The sequence below is a fragment of the Thermococcus aciditolerans genome (assembly GCF_008152015.1).
In the GTDB taxonomy this organism is placed as follows: domain Archaea; phylum Methanobacteriota_B; class Thermococci; order Thermococcales; family Thermococcaceae; genus Thermococcus; species Thermococcus celericrescens.
This window is the reverse complement of sequence record NZ_CP041932.1, coordinates 650630-666843: the sequence shown is the minus strand read 5'-3', so window position 1 is coordinate 666843 and position 16214 is coordinate 650630. Positions and strand designations below refer to the sequence as shown.

20 protein-coding genes are annotated in these 16214 nt (G+C 56.9%); 4 read left to right on the top strand and 16 right to left on the bottom strand.

Annotated elements, in window-relative coordinates; all coding sequences use genetic code 11:
- Position 1: 1 nt before the first annotated feature.
- The 12 genes from FPV09_RS03660 to FPV09_RS03605 form a co-directional block, all read right to left on the bottom strand.
- Positions 2-601, bottom strand: a complete 600-nt coding sequence (locus FPV09_RS03660) for an NADH-quinone oxidoreductase subunit C (RefSeq protein ID WP_148882417.1) — start codon at positions 599-601, stop codon at positions 2-4.
- Positions 592-1182: a NuoB/complex I 20 kDa subunit family protein gene (locus FPV09_RS03655; RefSeq protein WP_058938669.1), complete on the bottom strand. Its 591-nt coding sequence runs from the start codon at positions 1180-1182 to the stop codon at positions 592-594. The genes FPV09_RS03660 and FPV09_RS03655 overlap by 10 nt, the downstream gene beginning before the upstream one ends.
- 10 nt (positions 1183-1192) lie before the next feature.
- A complete protein-coding gene (locus FPV09_RS03650) occupies positions 1193-2086 on the bottom strand; it encodes a respiratory chain complex I subunit 1 family protein (RefSeq protein ID WP_058938670.1) in 894 nt (297 codons plus the stop codon).
- Positions 2087-3931 carry a proton-conducting transporter transmembrane domain-containing protein gene (locus FPV09_RS03645; protein WP_148882416.1) on the bottom strand — a complete coding sequence of 615 codons (1845 nt, stop codon included), beginning with the start codon at positions 3929-3931 and terminating at the stop codon, positions 2087-2089. It lies immediately after the preceding gene.
- Positions 3928-5415, bottom strand: a complete 1488-nt coding sequence (locus tag FPV09_RS03640; RefSeq protein ID WP_148882415.1) for a proton-conducting transporter transmembrane domain-containing protein — start codon at positions 5413-5415, stop codon at positions 3928-3930. Before FPV09_RS03640 ends, FPV09_RS03645 begins: the two co-directional genes overlap by 4 nt.
- Positions 5412-5756: an NADH-quinone oxidoreductase subunit K gene (locus FPV09_RS03635; RefSeq protein ID WP_058938672.1), complete on the bottom strand. Its 345-nt coding sequence runs from the start codon at positions 5754-5756 to the stop codon at positions 5412-5414. The genes FPV09_RS03640 and FPV09_RS03635 overlap by 4 nt, the downstream gene beginning before the upstream one ends.
- The gene (locus tag FPV09_RS03630) at positions 5753-6460 is read right to left on the bottom strand and encodes a Na(+)/H(+) antiporter subunit B (protein ID WP_148882414.1); all 708 of its coding nucleotides are present in this window, start codon (positions 6458-6460) and stop codon (positions 5753-5755) included. Before FPV09_RS03630 ends, FPV09_RS03635 begins: the two co-directional genes overlap by 4 nt.
- Positions 6461-6462: 2 nt before the next feature.
- The gene (locus FPV09_RS03625; RefSeq protein ID WP_058938674.1) at positions 6463-6747 is read right to left on the bottom strand and encodes a DUF4040 domain-containing protein; all 285 of its coding nucleotides are present in this window, start codon (positions 6745-6747) and stop codon (positions 6463-6465) included.
- Positions 6744-7139 carry a monovalent cation/H(+) antiporter subunit G gene (gene mnhG / locus FPV09_RS03620; protein WP_148882413.1) on the bottom strand — a complete coding sequence of 132 codons (396 nt, stop codon included), beginning with the start codon at positions 7137-7139 and terminating at the stop codon, positions 6744-6746. Before mnhG ends, FPV09_RS03625 begins: the two co-directional genes overlap by 4 nt.
- Positions 7136-7390 (bottom strand): monovalent cation/H+ antiporter complex subunit F, encoded by a 255-nt coding sequence (locus FPV09_RS03615; protein ID WP_058938676.1) that lies wholly within the window; start codon positions 7388-7390, stop codon positions 7136-7138. The genes mnhG and FPV09_RS03615 overlap by 4 nt, the downstream gene beginning before the upstream one ends.
- Positions 7387-7917, bottom strand: a complete 531-nt coding sequence (locus tag FPV09_RS03610) for a Na+/H+ antiporter subunit E (RefSeq protein ID WP_058938677.1) — start codon at positions 7915-7917, stop codon at positions 7387-7389. The genes FPV09_RS03615 and FPV09_RS03610 overlap by 4 nt, the downstream gene beginning before the upstream one ends.
- Before the next feature lie 352 nt (positions 7918-8269).
- Entirely contained in the window at positions 8270-8770 is a 501-nt protein-coding gene (locus FPV09_RS03605; protein ID WP_014788042.1) for a hypothetical protein, read from the bottom strand.
- Between the two features lie 188 nt (positions 8771-8958).
- Here FPV09_RS03605 and FPV09_RS03600 point away from each other — a divergent pair, with 188 nt between their 5' ends.
- The 3 genes from FPV09_RS03600 (at position 8959) to FPV09_RS03590 (ending at position 11557) form a co-directional block, all read left to right on the top strand.
- Positions 8959-10218: a radical SAM protein gene (locus FPV09_RS03600; protein WP_058938679.1), complete on the top strand. Its 1260-nt coding sequence runs from the start codon at positions 8959-8961 to the stop codon at positions 10216-10218.
- A 100-nt stretch (positions 10219-10318) separates the two neighbouring features.
- Positions 10319-10858, top strand: coding sequence for a hypothetical protein (locus FPV09_RS03595; protein WP_148882412.1), 540 nt, complete (start codon positions 10319-10321; stop codon positions 10856-10858).
- A gap of 105 nt (positions 10859-10963) precedes the next feature.
- A complete protein-coding gene (locus FPV09_RS03590) occupies positions 10964-11557 on the top strand; it encodes a hypothetical protein (protein ID WP_148882411.1) in 594 nt (197 codons plus the stop codon).
- On the opposite strand, the gene wecB is transcribed toward FPV09_RS03590, so the two are convergent.
- On the bottom strand, positions 11554-12687 hold the full coding sequence (gene wecB, locus FPV09_RS03585; RefSeq protein WP_148882410.1) for a non-hydrolyzing UDP-N-acetylglucosamine 2-epimerase: 1134 nt from the start codon (positions 12685-12687) through the stop codon (positions 11554-11556). The genes FPV09_RS03590 and wecB overlap by 4 nt on opposite strands.
- Positions 12684-13970 (bottom strand): UDP-N-acetyl-D-mannosamine dehydrogenase, encoded by a 1287-nt coding sequence (locus FPV09_RS03580; RefSeq protein ID WP_148882409.1) that lies wholly within the window; start codon positions 13968-13970, stop codon positions 12684-12686. The genes wecB and FPV09_RS03580 overlap by 4 nt, the downstream gene beginning before the upstream one ends.
- A gap of 283 nt (positions 13971-14253) precedes the next feature.
- Between FPV09_RS03580 and FPV09_RS03575 the strand changes: the two genes are divergently transcribed.
- Positions 14254-15393 carry a DUF354 domain-containing protein gene (locus FPV09_RS03575; protein ID WP_148883659.1) on the top strand — a complete coding sequence of 380 codons (1140 nt, stop codon included), beginning with the start codon at positions 14254-14256 and terminating at the stop codon, positions 15391-15393.
- On the opposite strand, the gene FPV09_RS03570 is transcribed toward FPV09_RS03575, so the two are convergent.
- Positions 15325-15894, bottom strand: a complete 570-nt coding sequence (locus tag FPV09_RS03570) for a stage II sporulation protein M (protein WP_148882408.1) — start codon at positions 15892-15894, stop codon at positions 15325-15327. The two genes, FPV09_RS03575 and FPV09_RS03570, sit on opposite strands and share 69 nt — an antisense overlap.
- Positions 15894-16172 carry a lipoate protein ligase C-terminal domain-containing protein gene (locus FPV09_RS03565; RefSeq protein WP_148882407.1) on the bottom strand — a complete coding sequence of 93 codons (279 nt, stop codon included), beginning with the start codon at positions 16170-16172 and terminating at the stop codon, positions 15894-15896. The genes FPV09_RS03570 and FPV09_RS03565 overlap by 1 nt, the downstream gene beginning before the upstream one ends.
- Positions 16173-16214 lie beyond the last annotated feature (42 nt).

Here is a 16214-nt window from a genome sequence, read left to right as displayed (position 1 = left end):
CTCATATCACGTAGTTGGTCTTGCTCTCGTCGTATCTGTCGAAATCCTCGCCGTAGATCGTCTTGACGTAGCCTATCATGTTGAAGTCCTTCCTGAGCGGATGCTTCTCGTACTCCCTCGGCTCGAGGATGAACGGACCGAGCCTCGGGTTGCCCTCGAATATAATGCCGAAGAACTCGTGGGCCTCCCTCTCGTAGGTCTCGGCGACCGGCCAGATGTCCATGACGGTCGGCATCTTTGCGTTCTCCCTGGGTATCCTCGTCCTCACGAATGCGTGGACGCTCTCACTGACGCTCCAGAGCTGGTAGACGAGCTCGAACTCGCCCTCCTTGAGCCAGTCGACGACGCTTATCTGGATGAGCATCTCGAACTTCTCACTCGCGAGCTCAAGGAACTCCTTTATCCTGTCCGCCGGGACTTTGAACTCAACGCGCCTCTCGCGTCTGACGTTGCCCTCGGCATAGGGGGCCTTCTCAAGCACCTCTGCGACCAGCTTCCCCTCCTTAGTGTCAGGGAGTTTTGGTGCCTCCACTTCCGGAACCTCCTGGGGCTTCTGCTCCTCAACCTTCTCCTCTACTTTGGGCTTCTCGTTCATATCCATGCCAGCCACCTCCTGGCGTCCTTCTCGCGCCATCCTTCACCGAACAGTTCGTCCTGATTCTTCCGGTAGTACTCGTAGTTCTCCCTGTACCTCTTCCAGCCGTCGGCGGTTCCGTCCTCTATCTTGCGCATTATCTCCATTATTCCGTCCATGACTGCCTCCGCCCTCGGCATGCAGCCGGCTATGGCAACGTCAACCGGAAGGTACTTGTCGAACTGCTTGACCACGTTGTAGGAGTCCCAGTAGACTCCGCCGTTTATCGGGCATGAGCCGTGTATCATGACGTACTTGGGATCCTGCATCATCTCGTAGGTTATGATTATCCTCTTGAGGGTCTTCGGGGTGACGTAGCCCGTGATGAGGAACAGGTCACCCATCCTCGGTGCAGGGTTGGGCATTATTCCGAAGCGCTCGAAATCGTACCTGGCGGTGGCCAGCGGCGGCATCTCGATACCGCCGCATCCGGTACAGAAGGCCACTATCCAGAGGCTCTTCTTCCTGGCCCACTTGAACAGGGGCTCGAAGAGCTTGAACTCCTGGAGCTCGTAGTTTATGAACTCGTCATTCTTCCTCTCGCTCATCCACATCACCTCACACCGTCAGGAGCACGGCTATTATTCCCAGTATGGTCGGCCACTTCCAGAAGAACTTGGCCGCCTGGTCTATGGTGAACCTCGGGTAGATGCTGGCCACGAATATCGCTATGAAGAGCACCGCTATCTGCTTGACCAGCAGCTCAAGCAGGTTGCTAGCTCCGCCGAGGAAAAGCACGGCAAAGAACGCCGTCTCTGCGAAGAGCTGAACCGCGTGCTGGGTGAAGAGTATGGCCGCGTGCTTGCCGCCGTACTCGACCATCGGACCCATGGAGATTTCCGCCGGGGCAGTGATGATGTCGAACGGCTCCAGTCCGAGCATCGCCTGGAAGACTATGTCAAAGACTATCAGGGCGAGGAGCAGCGCGGGAACCAGCACGCTCCATCCCTGGGTCTGCTGGAGGGCCACTATCTCGCTGAGCTTGAAGGTTCCCCAGTGCTGGATGATGGCTATCAGCGCCAGGCCGTAGGGCAGCTGCATGGCCACCATGGTGAGCAGACCACGCTGGACACCGACCGCCGAGTACGGGTTGCCCGAGCTCATCGCACCGAGCATTATACCGAGCATCGGTACCTCAAGGAGGTAGGCGACAACGATGAGGTCTGCGTTGGCGCTGAAGAGCTGGAAGTTGGCGAGGGGGATGAAGAGGAGCGCAGCTATGCTGGCCCCAAGCGCGAATATCGGTCCGAAGTCGTAGATGAAGCCGTGGGTAACGCTCTCCTTTTTGCCGAGGAGCTTGAGGGTGTCTATGATCGGCTGGTATATCGGAGGTCCGACGCGCCTCTGTATCCTGGCCATTGCCTTTCTCTCAATGCCCATGAAGATGAAGCCCATGAAGGTGGCGTATATCAGCATTCCTATGACTTCAAGCACGAGTTTCCAGTCTATCATTCACAGCACCCCCCACAGCGCGAGTATAAGGAGCACTATCACCAGATACCATGAGTAGCTCTGGACGTTTCCGTTGTAGAACGCCTGCCTGAGAGAGTCCGCGAAGTCCTCCGCCATGCCCGCTAACCTCTCGTAGAACCTGTCGAAGCTCCTCTTGAGCCAGAAGTCGAGGGCCTCGGCGAGTGGCCTGTAGAAGTTCTTCCTGATGCTCAGGTTGAACTCCTCAGTGACCGGGTTACCGGACTGGTAGGTGTTGGTCACGCTTATCTTCCTCACCTTTGCGCCGTAGAGGTATATCAGCCCGGCTATGGCGAGGCCTATCATGAGGACTATCGTCACGAGCAGGGCGTTGTAGGTTCCGGTCGGGGTAACAAGCTTGTAGTAGTCGCCGCCGACGACCTCTCCACCGAGCATCTTGTTTATGTACTCCGTGACCAGGCCCGGAGCCACACCGAAGAGCAGGTTCGGGATGGCCAGTATGGCCATGGCTATCAGGAGCGGAAGCGGGGCCTCCTTGACGTCCTCAAGGTCGCTCGGCCTCTGACCGAACCAGACGGAGTAGAGGAACCTAACAACGTAGGCAAAGGCCAGGCCGCTTCCGAGGAATATTGCACCTGCGACGAGGGGCATGTGGGCGCTGATGGCCGCCTCGTAGATGAGCCACTTGCTGGCGAAGCCCGCCAGCGGCGGGATTCCCGAAAGGCTCAGCACCGCTATGAGGCCCATCGCGAAGGTGAACGGCATCTTCTCAGCAAGGCCTCCCATGTCCTTGAACTGGGTCTTGCCGGTCTGGAGGATTACCGCAGCCGTGACGAGCCAGAAGAGGCCCTTGAAGACCGCGTGGCTGAGCACGTGGAAGAGGCCTCCCGCGAATCCCAGGGTGCTTCCGAGGCCGAAAGCGAGCAGTATGTAGCCGACCTGGCCAACGGAGGAGTAGGCGAAGAGCTTCCTGATGTCCTCCTGAAGCACGGCCAGGAAGCTGGCTACCACGACGGTGAGGGCGCCTATCCAGGCGATTATGTACGCGAAGACCAGGTGGTTGTGGAAGGTTCCGAAGGCGGCGTAGAGCTTGTAGCCCATGAGGATGTAGAGCAGGAGGAAACCGTAGGCTCCCGCCTTGCTGAGGGCGCCGCTGAAGAAGGCGGTGTAGCTCTGGTCGGTCTCGCTGTAGGCTCCCGGCGCCCAGACGTGGAGCGGAAAGGCACCGGCCTTGACGCCGAAGGCGGTCAGGAAGAGGCCGAATATCACAGCCATCTCCCTGGTCGTTATGGTGCCCATGGCCGCGTCCATGTAGAGCGCCTGCCTGATGGACGCAAAGTCAAGGGCACCGGTCTTGGCGTAGAGCATTCCAATGGCTATGAGCATGGCGTAGGCGCCTATGACGCTGAGCACGAAGTACTTGAGGGACTCGTGCCTGTTCCTCCTGAGCACCATCATGAAGCTGGCAAAGGTCATGAGCTCCCAGAGCAGGAAGAAGCCCACGAAGTCCTGGCTCAGGAAGACACCGAGCACTCCTGTGAAGCTCATCAGGGCGAAGAGCCAGTCGTAGCTCTCCCTGGAGGTGATGGCCATTCCGAAGGCCATCGCGAGGCCGACGAGGGAAGCGACGGCCGCGAAGTACCAGCTCATGGTGTTGAGCTGGAACTGGAGGGTGAACCCGCTGACGGTGAGCGAGTATTCGACCGGCTCGCTGAGGACGGTTGAGTAAAGCTTGGCCAGCATGGCCAGAGGTACGGCGGCACCGATGATGCCGATTCCCTCCCTGAGACCCCTGATGTCAAGCGCCCACGCGATGACACCGGCAATCAGGGGCGCGAGGAGGATGATAAGCAGCTCGTTAATCATGCTCCCACCCCCATCAGTGGAACGTTCTTAATGTACTGGGCCACATTGAAGATGTCGTTTCCAGCCTTCTGGGCGATGCTCCAGGCGTAGTCGGGGTAAACGCCTATGACTATCACGAGGGCCGCGAGGAAGAGCAGCATGAGGCTGACGGCAAGTCCCTCGTTTATCCTCTCGCCCTCTCCGGCGAACCACATTGTGTGTATCAGCCTGAAGTAATAGACCGCCTCGACGACGCTGGCCGTCAGGACGACCGCGGCGGCCCAGGCGTAGTCCGCGCCGATGGCGGCGAGGAGGATTCTGAGCTTGCTCCAGAATATGTTGAACAGCGGTATTCCCACGGCGGCCACCGCTCCGACGGTTATGGCGAAGGCGGTCAGGGGCATCCTCTTTCCAAGGCCCTCGAACCTCTCCATCTCCGCCCCGCCGAGGGTAACCGCGACGTGCCCGACGGCAAGGAACAGGAGGGCCTTGACTATGGCGTGGTTCACCATGTGGAAGACTCCTGCATCGACACCGCTCTGGGTTCCGAGGGCGAAGGCGAGGGCTATAAGGCCTATCTGGGCTATACTGGAGTAAGCTATCATCCTCTTGACGTTTCTCTGCCTAAGCGCCGCGAACTCGGCGACGAAGACGGTGAGGGTGGCCATTATTATGAGCAGCTTGAGGACCGAACCCCAGCTCTCGACGGCCTGCATGAGGTAAAGCAGCCTGGCCATTGCGTAGAGGCCCGCCTTGACGACGAATGCCGAGAACATGGCCGTTATCGGGTGCGGTGCGGCCTGGTAGGCGTCGGGCGCCCAGGCGTTGAGCGGGAAGAGCTCGGCCTCAACGGCCAGGCCGAAGACTATAAGCGCCAGCCCGACCTGGGCGACGGTGGCGTTCATGTTACCGGCGAGCTGGGCTATCTGGGCCATGTTGAGGGTTCCGAGCGAGCCGTAGATGAGGGCTATGCCGATGAGGAAGAAGCTTGAGCCTATTCCTCCGAGGACGATGTACTTCATTGAAGCCTCGGCCGCCTCACCGGTCTTGTTGTAGGCGGTTAAAGCGTAGGCGCTGATGGCGGTTATCTCCATGAAGACGAAGAGGTTGAATATATCGCCGGTCGCTATCATGCCGGTGGCTCCGAGCATCAGCAGGAGGAACAGCATGGCGTACTTGTCTATCGGCTCGACCTCGATCGCCCTGAGGCTGAAGACTGCCATCATGAAGCTGACCGCGGCAACGATGAGCACGAAGAGAGCCGCGAAGTGGCCGATGTAGAGGTTGATTCCAACGGGCGGTCTCCAGGCGCCGGCCATGACTATTATCGGCTGTCCTGTGGTGTAAACCTGCTGGAAGATCCACGCCGCGATTCCGGTCTGGACTGCGGTGATGGCTATGAGGTAGTACTTAACGGCCTTCTTTCCGGCGCCCTTTATCAGGGGCACGAAGAAGGCGCTTATGAGGGGCAATGCTATGAGGAGTGAAGCGTACTGCCCGTTCATCCTCTCAACCTCCTTATCTCCTCAACGTTAAGGGTTCCGTACTTCTCGTGGAGTATCATGGCGACACTAAGGGCCATGGCGGTGGTGGCAACGCCTATGACTATCGCCGTGAGAACCAGCGCCTGGGGAATCGGATCAACGGCCTGGTTCGGCCCGATTCCCTCGCTCAGTATGGGCGCGCTCCTTCCGGCAACGTAGCCGATGCTGACCAGGAGGAGGTTCACGCCGGTCTCCATTATGCTGAGCCCGATGAGCATCTTAAGGAGGTTCTTCTTAACGAGGACTGCGTAGAGGCCTATCAGTATGAGGGAGATGGCACCGAAGTAGTAGACTGAAATCATTCGCTCACCTCCTCCTTGAGCATGTTGTCGATGATTCCGCTCAGCTCGGTGCCGACCTTGAGGCCGATGATGGTGTAGATTATGGGGATGAATCCTCCGCTGAGGAGCCTGCCGATGTTGTCAACGCCGAAGCCCCAGTCCTGCCATATCCAGTCGTAGAGGAAGTAGCCACCTATGGCAAGGCCTATGAGGCCGACGAGCACGTAGGCCATTCCAACCGCACCCTCGGTCTTCTCGAAGGCCTTGTGGGGTATCTCGTAGGCGGTGAAGGCCATGTAGAGCAGCAGGAACGCGGTGGCTATGGTGGCTCCGCCGGGGAATCCTCCACCAGGGGTGAGGTGTCCGTGGATGAAGATGTACGCACCGAAGAGCATCACAAACGGCACGAGGAGCCTGGTTCCGGTCGTGAGAACTATCGAGCCCTCGGTCTTGGCGGTCCTCTGCTTCTTCCTCCTCCAGAGGAGAGCACCCACGCCGGTTGAGGCTATGAACAGAACGGTGACCTCACCGAGGGTATCGAATCCACGGTAGTTAACGACTATTGCGGTGACGGCGTTGACCGCGCCGGTCTGTTCCTTAACGTGGTCAAGGTAGTACTGGGCAACGAGCATCCTGTCCTGCCCGAAGGGAACTCCGGCGAGTCCCTGGGCAATCCAGTAGCCTATGAGGAGCAGGGAAATTATCGCGAGCGCACGTTTGAGCATTTTCACCACCTCACCCACCAGCCGGGCTTCTCCTCTTCCTCGGTCTCAAAGCGCTGGGTTCTCTTGATGGCGAAGATGAATATCGCACCGCTGAGCGCTGCGCCTATGGCAGCCTCTGTCATTGCGACGTCCGGAGCCTGCAGCATGAAGAACAGCAGCGACGCGAATAGACTCACCGCCGCCATTCCAACCGCCGCCGCCAGGAGGTCCCTCCACTCGACGGCGAGCACTGCGGAGATTATCATTATGCCCACTATCAGGTACTCGATAAGTGCTATGCCGTTCATTCCTCACCACCCTCCTTGGGGGTCTCTTCGGGGGCCTTCTCCTTACCTTCCAGGTGCTCGCGGTACTTATCGACAACGCTGCCCTCCCAGAGGGGTATGCCGCTCTTGTATGCGGCCCTGATGAGGGCGTGGGCGCTTATCGGGTTGGTGAGCAGCAGGAAGATTGCGATGACCACGGTCTTGGTGAGCCATGCCGCGCTTCCGAAGTCGGTACCGAGCGCCCAGATGCCAACACCGACCATGACACCGAGGCTTCCAAGGGTCGCGCTCTTGGTCGAGGTCTGCATCCTGTTGTACACGTCGGGCATCCTGATGAGACCCAGGGCTGACAGCAAGTAGAAGAACGTTCCTATGAGGACGAGGGCTTCCCCTATCGCAGCCAGAGCGTTCATAGTCCTCCCTCCATGTAGCGCGCGAATGCTATGACTCCACCGAAGGCGAGTATCGCGTAGACCAGGGCCACGTCGAGGAATATCATGCGCTCGTAGTATAGTGCGAAGAGCACCATGAGTCCCGCGGTGATGGTGGTCATGATATCAACCGCAACGAGCCTGTCGACGGTAGTCGGTCCCCTGAAAACCCTGTACACGCTGAGCAGCGTTGCTATCGCTATCAGGGCGAGGTAGATGTTTATCCCTATCATCCGAAGATCACCTTCAGGAACTTTTCGAAGGGAACGGTTATTCCCTCGGAGGAGGCCTTAACGTGCTCCTCTTCGCTCTCGGTCAGGGCCTCATCCGGAACCCATATCCAGTGGATGAAGTACTCATCTTCGTCAACATCGAGGGTTATTGTTCCGGGGGTCAGCGTTATCGAGTTGGCCAGGGCGAGCTTTCCGACATCGCTGCTGAGAACGGTTTTGCACTTCACTATTCCGGGCCTTATGGGCCTCTTGGGGTGGAGGACCCTGTAGGCAACGTCGAGGTTGGCCATGATCATGGCCCAGAGGAAGTAGGGGATGTACGCTATCATGTAAGCTATCCTCTTGGGGTGGAGGTTCGCCAGGCCGTTGGTGGTGAATATCTCGTAGGTGAATGCCGCGACTATGAGCGACAGCAGTAGGCCGAATCCCAGCTCCTGTACGTCCAGGCTGGCCGTTATGGCCAGCCATATCAAGAACAGTACGATCACCGTGTACAGGTATCTGCTTATTTTGCTTGCTTCTCCCATATCATCAACCTCCAGCGGTTGGTGGACATGTCCGAACAGAGTTAAGGGAAGCTAATCTTTGGTTTTTAACATTGACTTATAAACCTTACCTGCGAATAACAAAGGTTTAAAACTTTTGGTTGAAATGAAGGCATCAGATTTGTTCTTTAATGACAAGAGGGGTTCTTCATGGAGCACCGCTTTATAGGAGCAATATGTCCAGTTTGTCCATCTCCATCTGAGGGGATGAAGAAACCACAGGGATTGCGTTTAGAAAAGTGAGTCTTGGATGCCTGTGCTCCGGACGGAGGAGGTTGGAACAAGAATCGCAGGATTCAAAATGATGAAAGATGAGAAGGATGGGAACGAACCATCAGTATATCGAAATCCTCTTGACGCCCTCAAGCTTGGAGAGCTCGTTGATGAGGTCGCCGGGGATGGGCTTCTCGGTGATTATCGTGAGGGTCGCTTCGGGATAAAGTTCCGGGTCCTCCGCGACGACCTGGACGATGTTGATGTCGCGCTCGGCTATCTTGAGGGCTATCTTGGCGAGTATTCCGATGGCCCTCGGCTCCGGCTCTATCTCGATGACGCCGTAGCCGACGTGCCTGCCGACGTACTTCATGTGAACCGTCGGCTCGAGGTTGGTATATATCTCCTTCAGCTCGGGTATCTTGAGTATCATGCCGACGGTTTCCTTGACGACACGTCTATCCACGTCGAGGGCCTTGGCGATCTTGGTGTACGGAACCTCGATATCACCGGCCTTGATCTTGAGGTCATCGGAGACCTTGAGGCCGTACTTGAGGAGGGTCTTGGCTATCTGCTTCCTGACTGGATATTCATCAAAATAATGCTCAATCTTTCCCCACATTCCATATCACCCACACTAGTCCACTGTTAGACTGTTTAATTCAATAATATTAAAATGTTTCCATGCCCGCATGATGCCAACAGGTCTTCCCTTAAAAACCTTTGGGCAGTGACGCCCCTGGAGGCCCACCCATGTCGGGATGTTTTATCCATCGTCGGATTTTTAAGAATGGTCCCAAACCCCGGAACATGATCGAGGTTCACCTTCCCCACGTCACCTTTGAGGATGCCGGCGAGAGCATCAGGCTGGTCTGGAGAGAGACCCTCTACGCGGACTTCGACAAGGGCGAGCTGGCGAGGATTATACGGCGGAAGTACCGCGTTGAGCCGGAGATCACGGTACGCAACGGAGCCATGGTCATCGACACGGACTACCCTGGCATCGAGCAGTACATCTCGATATACATCCAGAACAACCTCGGCGCCATCCTGAGAAACCGCTACACCAACAGAAGGGTCTTCTATATCCACGAGGGACTTGACGTCCCGCTCCTGGGATACAACGCCTTCGGCCTGATTGACAGGGGGACCAACCTGATTCAGATTCGCGGCGTGAGCGGCTGCAACCTCAGCTGCGTCTTCTGCTCCGTTGATGAGGGGCCGTATTCGAGGACGAGGAAGCTCGACTATGTGGTTGATGTTGACTACCTGATGAAATGGTTCGATGAGGTCGCGAGAATAAAGGGGAGGGGCCTCGAGGCCCATCTCGACGGCCAGGGTGAGCCGCTCATCTATCCCTTCCGCGTTGAGCTCGTCCAGGCGCTCAGGGAGCACCCGAACGTGTCTGTAATCTCGATGCAGAGCAACGGGACACTCCTCACGGACAAACTCGTCGAGGAGCTGGCGGAGGCCGGCCTCGACCGTGTGAACCTTTCGCTCCACTCCCTCGATCCGGACAAGGCGAGGATGCTCATGGGCAGGAAGGACTACGACCTTGAGCACGTTCTGGACATGGCCGAGGCCATGGTGAACGCTGGAATCGACGTCCTCATCGCTCCGGTCATAATATTCGGCATAAACGACGACGAGGCCGAGGCCTTCATAGAGTTCGCGAGAAAAATCGGCGCCGGAAAGCGCTGGCCGGCCCTCGGCTTCCAGAACTACATCCCCTACAAGTTCGGAAGGAACCCCACAATAGCTAAGCTTGTTCCTTTCAAGGACTTCTACGCCTGGCTCAGGAAGCTTGAGGAGAAAACCGGAATGAGGCCGCTCGTCCTGAAGCCGAAGCACTTCGGAATGGAAAAACGCGAGTTCATCCCCCTCTCCTTCCGGCCGGGAGAAATCGTCAAGGCGGAGGTCGTCCTCCCGGGGAGGATAAAGGGTGAGATGCTCGCGAAGGCCCGGAACCGCCTCATCGAGGTCATCAACACCGACGCCGAGGTAGGGGACATGGTGAGGGTGCGGATAGTCAGGACGAGGCACGGCATATACATTGGCACGGAGATTTAGGGTCTCCTGAAAATATCGTATTTTTTGGAATGTTTTGGGATTTAAACAATACTGCAGTAACTTTTAAATTTGGAGAACCGTACTTAATGTAGGGAGGGTTATGAGAAAGGTTGTGACAATTATCATTATGTTTATTCTAATGGCAATGGTGCATTCGGGTATCCTCTCCTCCCTTGGCTCGCTCTCAAAGACACTGGAAGGACTTAACGGGGAGGTTCCATTCACGTGGACTTCACCAGCAGAGGGGGCAAAAACGCCCGGACCCCGAGTTCCGGAGTACAACCAGTCCGCTGGTGGGATGGGAATATCCCTGGAGGGCGGCGTCTACAATGCAAGTGACCTGAACTCTTCCATGATCCGTGAACTCCTGGACACTACAGACTGGTACGTTGGGAACAGCTCCCTGAGCTCTAAGTACGCGCTGAGGGTTTACAACGATACTCTGAAGGTCGTTAGAAACTCTACGGAGACTTCTAAAGCGATAATTGAGAAATTCTTCGCCATCTTTGGAGAACACGGCGGGCAGAATGGGGAGGAGCTCTCACGAACCCTTGAAGAAACTTTTCAGCGGGCTCAGAACCTCACGAGAACGGTCGAAGATATGCTGGGCAAAGCACTATCTTCAAACTCTGGTCGTTAGTGTCCTATAACTCCAATTCAGTAACCCATGGAGGACCCCTGTTCGTTTAACTGTAACTTCGAAAAGTTTAAATTTTTAGAGTTTTATTGCGTTTGGGGGGAGTGCATGAGGAGGGCATATATCGCCATCGTAGTTTTGGTGGTTTTGGTTCTCGCGCTCTACTTCGGCAATTTTGCTCTGGCAAAGTCCGAAACACATTCAACCGCTCAGGTTGGGGGCTCAAAGGACGCCAACGCGACCTTTAATGAGGGCTTTTGTGTGTACCCGGATTCTCCTTTTGGAAATTTAGTCGCCGACGAATTGAGGGCCGGGGGACACAAGGTCCTGATCCTCTCCGCCCCGGTGGAGTGTGACGGCCAGTTTCTGGCCGTTTGGGTCGAGGGGCTCGACATCAGCTATTCTCCTGTTCTCTCGAAGGGGCGCGTGAGGGCCGTCGCCGTCTACTCCAGTGCCGGCGATCCAACCCACTACATAAACTACCGAAACGCTGTGGATAAGAAAACGGCCCTGACGTCCTTTGAGAAAACCGGCAGGGCCCAGTTCCAGGCCTACATCATCGCTGAAGTCTCGGACGAATCCGAGGGCTTCATTGCCTTCAAGGGCTACCAGGACTACCTCCTGAGGCGGGCCGCTGAGGTTATCGCGCATCAGGCTGAGCGTTTTGAATTGGAGGGAAAAACGGAGAACGGCTCAGATTAAATAAACTTTGAGCCCTTAACCATCAGCTCACCCCTCTTATGGAGCCCCAGCAGAATTTCCGCTATCCTCTCCCCGGCCTTTCCGTCACCGAACGGATTCGCTGCCTCGGCCATTTTCCTGTAGAACTCCCTGTCCTCCAGGAGTTTCTGGAGATGCCCCAGGGCACGCTCCTTTTCCAGGCCTACGAGAACGTTGCCGCCCGCGGCGACGGTTTCCGGCCTCTCGGTGTTGTATCGGAGCGTTAGGCAGGGCACGTTTAGGATTATCGCCTCTTCCTGGACGCCGCCCGAGTCGGTCATTATCGCGAAGGCGTTCCTCTCGAGCTTCAGGAAGTCGAGGTAGCCGAGGGGCTTTGTCACGGTCAGGTTCTCTATTGAGGCCACCCTCTCCCAGAGGCCGAACTCCTCGAGCCTGCCCCTCGTGCGGGGATGCATCGGGTAAACCGCCCTTATTGGAAGCCCTTCTAGAATCTCAATGAGTCTTTCGAGGTTCTCCCTGCTGTCGGTGTTCTCGGCGCGGTGGGCGGTTATGAGTACGTATTCCTTCGGCTTCAGTCCAAACCTCTTGAGCACATCGCTCTTTCTCTCCGCCACCTCCGCGTTCTGGAGAACGGCATCGACGACCGTGTTGCCAACGATGTAAACGTTCTCCGTTATGCCCTCGCGCTCCAGGTTTTTCCGGGCCTCCTCCGTTGGGGGAAAGAGAACCTCGCTCGCGTGGTCTGCCAGGATGCGGTTTATCTCCTCCGGCATCGTCCGGTCAAAGCTTCTGAGGCCGGCCTCCACGTGGGCAACGGGGATTTTGAGCTTGACGCTGGCTAGAGCCCCGGCCAGGACGGTGTTGGTGTCCCCCTGAACGAGCACGACGTCCGGCCTCTCATCCATCAGGACCTTCTCGATCTTAATCATCGCTAGACCCGTCTGCTCGGCCTGCGTTCCCGAACCGACCTCTAGGTGGTGGTCTATGGGGGGCATCTCCAGCTCTTCCAGAAAGACGCTGCTCATCTCGTAGTCGTAGTGCTGTCCGGTGTGAATCAGGAGCGGCTTAACGCCCCTATCAAGGAACGCCCGTATTACCGGCGCGAGCTTTATTATCTCCGGCCGGGTTCCGAATACAAAGGCGGGTTTCAATACTCCCCCCTCCCGACGCCTTTGAAGACGAACCCTTCGGGCGGCACCTCGACCACGCGGCGGCCGTCGATGAGAACGCGGTTCCGCATGAGCTTCCCGAGAGTTTCCCAGTCGAGGGATCTGAAGACCGTGTGGTCCGTCGCTATTACCACCGCATCGGCGCCCCTCAGGGCCTCCTCGAGGCTCCCGTGGGTTCCTTCCACGAACGGGTCGTACGTCCTTACCTCCGCCACGTCATCCACGATGGCTTCCACGAAGGCGGAGGCGGGGGAGTTCCTGGTATCGTCGCTGTCCCCTTTGTATGCCAGCCCAAGGACCGCGACCACAGCCTTTTCCGGCGGGAGGTTGATGGTTCTCAGCGCCTCGAAAAGAAGATCCTTGACGAGGAGGGGCATACCGTCGTTTATCTCCCTCGCGAGCCTTATGAGACCAAAGTCGTCCTTCGCCGGCCAGACGAGAAGGTGGGGGTCCTTTGGAAGGCAGTGGCCGCCAACGCCTATTCCCGGAACGTGGATTTTAACGCGCGGGTGGCTGTTGGCCAGTTCTATGGCCTCGAAGACGTTTATCCCGTACTGGTGGGCGAGGTAAGCAAACTCGTTCGCGAGGGCGATGTTGACGTCCCTGAACGTGTTCTCCATGAGCTTGACGACCTCGCTGACGGTCGATTTTGTCCTGAATATCTGTCCTTTAACAAAGGAGCGGTAGAGCCTTTCGGCAAGCTCGGCGCTTTCGGAGGTTATCCCACCGAGGATGCGCGAGTTGTACACCAGCTCCCGGAATATCCTGCCCGGCATCACCCTCTCCGGCGCATGAACCATGTAGAAATCCCTTCCCGGCTTCAACCCGGTCAGCTCCTCTACGAGTTCGGCCATTCTAACCGTCGTGAGCGGGGGGATGGTGCTCTCGATAACGATGAGTGAACCCGGCTTCATCGCCTTTGCGACGGTTTCAACGGCGCTTTCCAGATAGGTGAGGTTGGGCGTCCTGTCCTCCCTTAGGGGCGTTTGGACACAGATTATGTAGACGTCCTTTCCCCTGATGTCGGCAGGATTCGACGTTGCCCGCAGCTTTCCGCTCTCAATGGCCTTCCTGAGGAGATCGTCTATATCCGGCTCGACTATGTGGGCCTTTCCGGAGTTTATCCTCTCAACAACGTCCTTCCTTATTTCATATCCGGTAACCTTGAAGCCCGCGTTGGCGAACATTATCGCGGTCGGGAGGCCGATGTACCCGAGGCCGATGACAGCTATCTCCGCCGTTCTCTTCTCTATCCTGTCCCTCATTCATACCACCTATCAACGCTTTCCCCGCATGAATAAAAGCCTTTTCCAGAAAACGGTTTCTGACCCGGTTTCTTGGGATGTATGGGGTGTTGGGCCATTTTACGGGGCGAGGACATGCCTGACAGATTTTTGGTTTCAATCATGGTCGTTTTCATGGAGAGAAAGCGTTCTAAACGTTCTTTTGCTTGAAAATGCACGGATAAAGCTTTGAAAAGAAGGCTTCACAACCGTTTTTGGGAAAGCCTTATATTGAACAGAGCTGTTCAGTAACATGGTGGGTAGAATGAAGGTATGGATCGACATAACAAACTCCCCTCACGTTCACTTCTTCAAGGGTATAATCAGGGAACTCGAAAAGGCCGGGCATGAGGTTTTAATAACCACGCGCGAATTCGACGGCCTCACGGGCATCCTCGACATGTACGGGTTTGATTACTACGTCGTCGGAAGGCACGGGGGTGCCACCCTCGAGGGCAAGCTCGTGGCCGGTACCGAGAGGATGTACCGCCTCAGCAAGCTCATAGTGGAGGAGAAGCCCGACCTGGCTCTGTACAAGCACTCCGCGGAGGCACCGCGCGTCGCCTTTGGTCTTCAGATTCCTTCGATAGGCTTCGTGGACAACGAAACCGCCGTTGGCCAGAACAAGCTCATACTCCCCTACACCGAACTCCTGGTGTTCCCCAAGGCCATAGATGCCTACGAACTGATCAGATGCGGCGCCGACCCCAACGGTATGAGGCCGATAAACGGCTTCTCCGAGCTGTCTCACCTCTACGGCTTTGTTCCCAACCGGAAGGTTTTGAATAAGCTCGGCGTCAGGAGGAACGAGTACATCGTCATGCGCACCGAGCCCGTGAAGGCCAACTACTTCAACGGACACGGAAAGAGCATCCTTGAGGACGTTATACCCCTCCTCCCAGAGGTGCCCATAGTTCTCTTCCCCAGGACTCCTGAGCAGAGGGAGCGCTTCGAGCGCTTCGACAACGTGATCATGCCGGAGGAGCCCGTTGACAGCCTCAGCCTGCTCTACTACGCCAGGCTTATGATAGGGGCGGGCGGAACGATGAACCGCGAGGCCATAGCCCTTGGAACCCCAACGATCTCCACCTACCCCGGCAGACTGCTCGCGGTGACGCGGTGGCTCGTCGAGAAAGGCGTCAAGTTCCACTCAACCGATCCTGTGAAGGTCGCTATGATGGCAGAGCGCATGATGGAGATGAACGGAAGCTACCGGGCGTACCTCAGGAGCGTTGTGAGCGGCTTTGAGAACCCCCTGGACGTCATACTCGGCGAGATCGAGACGTACGAAGAGTTCGGAACGTTCAGCGCGATGAAGATTGGGGAGGCAGGGCCCTCAGAGGCCCGCAACCCTGGGGGTTACGTAGGCCTCAATGAGGGCCGCGACGAAAAGGAGCAGAACTGACAGGGCGAAAAGCTTCAGGCCCTTAACTGCCCCCCTTCTGAACCTTTCTCCCCCATCACCTTCTCCGGAGATTATCTCCCTGTACCAGACGATACCGGCGACGCCGGCGAGGGCTATCGCGGGTATCTCGACGACGCCGTGGGGCACCAGACCGAGGAGTATCTGCCCCATCGGCATCCCGCCCATCCGGTGAACCGCAAGCACCACCAGTCCAACGACGAAGCCGTTGAAGGCCATTATAAACCACGGGCCGAGACCGAAGAAAAGGCCCGATATGAAGGTGAGGAGTGCCACCATCGAGTTGTTGGTGAATATCTTGACGAAGTTGTGGAAGCTGGAGTCTGAGATCGGCCCGATCTGCCCAATTATCTTCCGAACTGCCTCAAGGGCCGTGTCCGGACTGGCGGCCCCCGCCCAGTATCCCCCGAGGGCGGAGAGCAGGAACACCAGCAGCAGGTGCCCCAGGGTTCTCCTCGGAACCTTCACATCGAGCACGTCCATCACTCCTTCAGCGCGTTTTTGAGTGCGAGTTTGAAGTCCTCGATGTTTACGTAGGGCATCTCAATGTCCATTCTCATCGCAAAGAACTCATCCATCAGGGATTCCAGCTCGTCGATCCCGTGCCCCTCGAGCTTTTGCTCCAGCTCATGGACCGCCTCCTCGGGATGCATGAAGAAATCTCCCGTGATCCTGACGTGCTCGGCCCTGCCGTCCCTCTCATCAAACTCTATCCTGATGAGTCCCTTCTTCGCCTTGTGCTCGCCCACATGATGTTTCATTCTACCCACCTCCAGAGTAAATTGGTGGAAGAAGTTTTTAAA

Excerpts from the sequence above, each read along its gene's own strand:
- FPV09_RS03660 (WP_148882417.1), bottom strand. The coding sequence starts at position 601 with ATGGATATGAACGAGAAGCCCAAAGTAGAGGAGAAGGTTGAGGAGCAG.
- FPV09_RS03655 (WP_058938669.1), bottom strand. The coding sequence starts at position 1,182 with ATGAGCGAGAGGAAGAATGACGAGTTCATAAACTACGAGCTCCAGGAG.
- FPV09_RS03650 (WP_058938670.1), bottom strand. The coding sequence starts at position 2,086 with ATGATAGACTGGAAACTCGTGCTTGAAGTCATAGGAATGCTGATATAC.
- FPV09_RS03645 (WP_148882416.1), bottom strand. The coding sequence starts at position 3,931 with ATGATTAACGAGCTGCTTATCATCCTCCTCGCGCCCCTGATTGCCGGT.
- FPV09_RS03640 (WP_148882415.1), bottom strand. The coding sequence starts at position 5,415 with ATGAACGGGCAGTACGCTTCACTCCTCATAGCATTGCCCCTCATAAGC.
- FPV09_RS03635 (WP_058938672.1), bottom strand. The coding sequence starts at position 5,756 with ATGATTTCAGTCTACTACTTCGGTGCCATCTCCCTCATACTGATAGGC.
- FPV09_RS03630 (WP_148882414.1), bottom strand. The coding sequence starts at position 6,460 with ATGCTCAAACGTGCGCTCGCGATAATTTCCCTGCTCCTCATAGGCTAC.
- FPV09_RS03625 (WP_058938674.1), bottom strand. The coding sequence starts at position 6,747 with ATGAACGGCATAGCACTTATCGAGTACCTGATAGTGGGCATAATGATA.
- mnhG (WP_148882413.1), bottom strand. The coding sequence starts at position 7,139 with ATGAACGCTCTGGCTGCGATAGGGGAAGCCCTCGTCCTCATAGGAACG.
- FPV09_RS03615 (WP_058938676.1), bottom strand. The coding sequence starts at position 7,390 with ATGATAGGGATAAACATCTACCTCGCCCTGATAGCGATAGCAACGCTG.
- FPV09_RS03610 (WP_058938677.1), bottom strand. The coding sequence starts at position 7,917 with ATGGGAGAAGCAAGCAAAATAAGCAGATACCTGTACACGGTGATCGTA.
- FPV09_RS03605 (WP_014788042.1), bottom strand. The coding sequence starts at position 8,770 with ATGTGGGGAAAGATTGAGCATTATTTTGATGAATATCCAGTCAGGAAG.
- FPV09_RS03600 (WP_058938679.1), top strand. The coding sequence starts at position 8,959 with ATGATCGAGGTTCACCTTCCCCACGTCACCTTTGAGGATGCCGGCGAG.
- FPV09_RS03595 (WP_148882412.1), top strand. The coding sequence starts at position 10,319 with ATGAGAAAGGTTGTGACAATTATCATTATGTTTATTCTAATGGCAATG.
- FPV09_RS03590 (WP_148882411.1), top strand. The coding sequence starts at position 10,964 with ATGAGGAGGGCATATATCGCCATCGTAGTTTTGGTGGTTTTGGTTCTC.
- FPV09_RS03580 (WP_148882409.1), bottom strand. The coding sequence starts at position 13,970 with ATGAGGGACAGGATAGAGAAGAGAACGGCGGAGATAGCTGTCATCGGC.
- FPV09_RS03575 (WP_148883659.1), top strand. The coding sequence starts at position 14,254 with ATGAAGGTATGGATCGACATAACAAACTCCCCTCACGTTCACTTCTTC.
- FPV09_RS03570 (WP_148882408.1), bottom strand. The coding sequence starts at position 15,894 with ATGGACGTGCTCGATGTGAAGGTTCCGAGGAGAACCCTGGGGCACCTG.
- FPV09_RS03565 (WP_148882407.1), bottom strand. The coding sequence starts at position 16,172 with ATGAAACATCATGTGGGCGAGCACAAGGCGAAGAAGGGACTCATCAGG.